The 4,346-nt window shown below is 72.7% G+C and carries 4 protein-coding genes; 3 read left to right on the top strand and 1 reads right to left on the bottom strand.

Translation table 11 applies throughout. From position 1 onward, the window contains the following. Window positions 1–169: 169 nt before the first annotated feature. The 3 genes from ACFWXO_RS42590 to ACFWXO_RS42580 all read left to right on the top strand — a co-directional run bounded on the left by ACFWXO_RS42590 (window position 170) and on the right by ACFWXO_RS42580 (window position 2,582). The gene (locus ACFWXO_RS42590; protein ID WP_375889434.1) at window positions 170–559 is read left to right on the top strand and encodes a hypothetical protein; all 390 of its coding nucleotides are present in this window, start codon (window positions 170–172) and stop codon (window positions 557–559) included. 253 nt (window positions 560–812) lie between these two features. After that, window positions 813–1,220 (top strand): hypothetical protein, encoded by a 408-nt coding sequence (locus ACFWXO_RS42585; RefSeq protein ID WP_375889433.1) that lies wholly within the window; start codon window positions 813–815, stop codon window positions 1,218–1,220. 75 nt (window positions 1,221–1,295) lie between these two features. Further along, window positions 1,296–2,582, top strand: coding sequence for a VanZ family protein (locus ACFWXO_RS42580; protein ID WP_380531903.1), 1,287 nt, complete (start codon window positions 1,296–1,298; stop codon window positions 2,580–2,582). Between the two features lie 85 nt (window positions 2,583–2,667). On the opposite strand, the gene ACFWXO_RS42575 is transcribed toward ACFWXO_RS42580, so the two are convergent. Further along, window positions 2,668–4,218 carry an MFS transporter gene (locus ACFWXO_RS42575; protein WP_380531900.1) on the bottom strand — a complete coding sequence of 517 codons (1,551 nt, stop codon included), beginning with the start codon at window positions 4,216–4,218 and terminating at the stop codon, window positions 2,668–2,670. Window positions 4,219–4,346: the final 128 nt, after the last annotated feature.

Below are 4,346 nucleotides of genomic sequence, written 5' to 3'. Positions count from 1 at the left end.
GCGCCCCCGCTCGCCCCCCCGCCCCCCCCCCCCCACGCCCCTCCGCGCCTCGGCCGACCGGAGAAAGGGGGCGGTCGTGGCCATTGACGGCGGACCCGGCCACCCGGATCCTCTCCCCTACGGCCCGGCCGCCGGCCCGGCCGCACCGACGATCCGGGGGTGGTCACCGATGGCGAACCAGTTGGCGGACGAGCGGATGCCGACATCACTCAAGTGGGTGGTAGCGGGGGTCTGGCTGCACGCCGTCGGCAACAGCGCGGCTGGGATCTTCCTCCTCGCACTGATCCACGGCCAGCACGGTGAAGGCGTCGCCATGGTGACGTTCATCGCCTTCCTCTCGATCCTGATCGGCGTCCTGCTCGGCACCTGCGCGGCCCTGGCGCCGGGTGGGGCCCGGTGGACCCGGAGGACCGTACTGGTGATCGAGTGGCTCGCGATCGTCAGCGGCGTGATCCAGCTCTTCTCCGGCTCGATCATCTCGCTGGCCGGCATCGCGATCGCGGGCATCATCGTCCGGGCGTACAGCTCCGCCGAGGCCAAGGAGTGGTTCACGGTCTGAAGGGCCGATCGTCATCACCGGTCGCTGAGCGCGATCCTGCCGATCACGCGCAACAGCCGGCCGCGCTCCGGCCCGTCCGCTCCGACGGACCGCGGGCGTCTGGAGACGCATTGCGGAGTCCCTGAGACGCATTGCTGATTCCAAGGCAGGAACCCCGTCCTACCGTGGAAAGCACACGGGGAGCCCGCCCGGAACCATGAACGGTGCGGGAGGACCGATCCGTTCCTGACCCCCCTTCACCAAGAGGAGCATCATGCGAATCGGCACGCGCGTCATCGGAACCGCCCTGGCCGGAGCCCTCCTGGCCGTCGGAGGCGCATCCCAGGCCATGGCACAAGCGAAGTACAACGCGTCGACGTCGCTCTCCAACGGCCGCCTCAGCACGTCCATCTCCCAGGAGGACAAGACCCAGCCCGACGGGTCCGCCTTCTGGCAGCTGCAGGACGTCTACGAGAAGACCGGCGGCGGCACCATCACCGCACAGTTCGGGTTCAACTACCACGGCTACTCCTACAACCGCGACTGGAGCGACCAGTCCGTCAACCAGACCAAGGACGCGTGGTTCTGGGACCTCGGGTTCAACGACTGCCAGAACGTGATCGGCTGGATGGCCGTCAAGGGCCAGAACACGTTCTACAACGCGCCCGTCACCATCTGCTAGCAGCCGCCCGCCGTCACGATGGGCCCGCGCCCGAGGGCGTGGGCCCATCGCCGTGCCCACTGGAGTGCCACCAGCATGATCCGCGCGATCCTCCACCACGAGCCGGGACTGCTCTGGACCGTCCTGGCGGCTCTGATCGGCGCCGCCGCCCTCTCGGCGGCCGTCGCCGAACGGCGCTCGGCCCCGAGGCCGCTGTCCGCGCTCGCCGGAGCGTCCACCGCCCTGGTGCTCGTCGCCACCCTCTACCCCGTGCACCCCGACGCACCGGCCCCGCTCCGCTGCACCGCCGGGCTCGACCTGACGGGTGCGATGTCGGGCACCCAGGGCCTGATGAACATCGCCCTGTTCGTCCCGGCCGGCTTCTTCACCTCCCGCCTCGTTCGACGGCCCGTCAGCACCGGCATCGCCCTCACGCTGCTCTCCGCAGCCGTCGAGGCGACCCAGGCCCTGACCCCCGGCATCGGCCGCAGCTGCGATTCCGCCGACCTGTGGGACAACGCGCTCGGGGCCGTGCTCGGCTGTGGCCTCGCGTACCTGTGGAGCCGCCGGACGGGCGACCGACCGCTGGGCACCACCAGGCGCGAGCTCGCACGCGGGGCGGTCGCCCTCGTGGGCGGAGCCGCAGTGATCGCGGCCGTCCTGGTGCCCTCCGTGACGGTCGTCGCACCCGACCCCACGGAGAACACCGCGGCCGGACCGGCCCAGCGGGCCGCCGCCACCAAGGCGTTCCGGGAGTTCTTCGGGTCGGCCGCCGAGATCGCGTCCGTCCAGTACGTCGAAGGATCCTCCGGCCACCCCGGGACGGTCAGCGTCACCGGCCGGCAGGGCAGCCTCGAACTGGCGTGGCCGGGCGGCGAACCGGCCTCCGGGCTCGTCGGGCCGACCCCCGACCAGGCACCCGGCGAAGTCAGCGACGACGTCGCGGTCGACGCCGCCACCCGCTTCGCCCGGACCCACTTCCCCTGGGCCCTCACCGACAGCTACCCCAGCACCGACCCCCAGCCCAATTCCGGCGGCGCCAGGACCGTCCAGTGGCGTTCCCGCGTCGACGGCGTCCTCATGCCGATGCGACTCGACCTGCTCGTCACCGGCAACGGCCGGGTCAGTTCGTTCTCCGCCCGGCACGTCGACCCGCCCGCCCTCCCGAAGGCGACCGTCACCGAGGCGACCGCCCGGAGCACCGCGGCCACCGCCCACCCCGGCTTCACCACCAGCAGCACGATCCTCCTCGCCCAGGCGGACCGCGACGGCACCTGGCACCCGCGCTGGCTGGTCGGCATGAAGCCGCCGGAGGACCAGCAGAAGAAGGGCATCCTGGTGGTCACCATCGACGCCGCCACCGGCGCCTTCGTCACGACCTAGCCGGCAGCTGCGCCCCCGCCTCAAGCAAACCGGGCATCACGTCACGTGCCGCCCCCTCGAGCACCCGGCTGCCTCGGGGACAGCGTCACCGCCTCGGCAGGACCGGTGCCGGTGCCGGTGTCGAGGACACGGGCGCGGGGTGGGCGCCGGGCAGGGCCAGGGCCAGGGCGGCGCCGAGGAGGCAGACCGCGAGACCGACGGTGCAGGCGACGTGGAATCCGTGCATGAAGGAGCTCTGGACCGCCGCCCGCAGCGCCTCCCCGGAGCCCGGAGGCGTGGCCGCCGCGCTGCGCAGGGCCTCGGCCACCGAGCCCTCGGCCGCGCTGAGGGTGCCGGCCGGGAGGGTGGAGAAGGCGGTCGTCGCGAGGTGGGAGGCGTAGAGGGAGGTGAAGACGCTGCCGACGACGGCGACGCCGAGGGTCCCGCCGGCCTCCCGGGTCGCGTCGTTCACGGCCGATCCGACGCCCGCCTTGGCGGGCGGCAGGACACTGAGGATCGACTCGGTGGCCGGTGCGGTCGTCAGGCCGAGGCCCAGTCCCATCAGGATCATTTGACCGACGATCAGCCCGTAGGACTGGAAGGCGGGCGAGAGGGCGATCCACCCGAAGGAGGCCCCGAGCAGCAGGAGCCCGGAGGTCACGACCGCCCGGGTCCCGGCCCTGGCGGCGAGCGCGACCCCGCCGAGCGAGCCGAGCGCGATGGTGAGCGCGACCGGCAGGATCCGCACGCCGGTGGAGAGGGCGCCGTAGCCGCGGATGAACTGGAAGTACTGCGTCACCAGGAAGATGAAACCGAAGAGCGCGAAGAACGCGACGGTGACCGCTCCGCTGGCGGCGGAGAAGGCCGGGGTGCGGAACAGGGTGATGTCCACCATCGGGTGGCTGCGTCCGCGTTCGATCACCACGAAGAGGGCGGCGAGGGCGGTGGCGGCGGCGAAGCCCGCGAGGGTGGCGGGCCGGTCCCAGCCCCGGGTCGGCGCCTCGATGACCGTGAAGACCAGCAGGCCGACGGCGGCCGAGGCGGTGAGCAGGCCCGGGGGGTCCAGTCGGGCGCTCGACGGGTCCCTGGACTCCGGGACCCAGAACCAGGTGGCGGCGAGGGCGACCAGCGCCACCGGTACGAGCGCGAGGAAGACCGAGGGCCAGGCGAAGTGGGCCAGCAGGAGTCCGCCGGCGACCGGACCGACGGCGACGCCGAGGCCGGTGACCGCGCCCCACAGGCCGACCGCCTTGGCGCGTGCGCGGCGGTCGGGGAAGGCGTTGGTGATGACGGACAGGGTCGTGGGGAAGATGACCGCCGCGCAGGCGCCCATGGCGAAGCGGACGGCGATCAGCGCGCCGGACGACCCGGTGGCGGCTCCCAGCGCGCCGGTGAGCGCGAAGCCGCCGAGTCCGGTGAGCAGCGCGGGCCGTCGTCCGAACCGGTCGCCGAGCGAACCGGCGGTCAGGACGAGGGCCGCGAAGGCGAGGTTGTAGCCGTCGACGATCCACTGGAGGTCGCGGGTGGTGGCGTGCAGTTGGCGGCCGAGGTCCGGGAGGGCGACGTTGACGATCGTGGTGTCCAGGTTGATCGCGAAGGCCGCGAGGCAGACGGACGCGAGGGCCAGGGAGCGCCGGGGCGCGGGACGGTGGGGCATGGCCGCCTCCGACCAGGTGGGGCGGATGGTGCGGGCTAGGTTCTGTCCGGCGGATCATGTGACTTCTCCATGCCGGGCTCGTTGTGCCCGGCATGGGGCGGGGTGATCTGACGAACGAGGAATGGGGC

Origin of the sequence: Kitasatospora sp. NPDC059088 (assembly GCF_042738155.1) — a bacterium.
In the GTDB taxonomy this organism is placed as follows: domain Bacteria; phylum Actinomycetota; class Actinomycetes; order Streptomycetales; family Streptomycetaceae; genus Kitasatospora.
The sequence above is the reverse complement of the archived record's forward strand: the minus strand, read 5'-3'. Positions and strand labels throughout refer to the sequence as shown.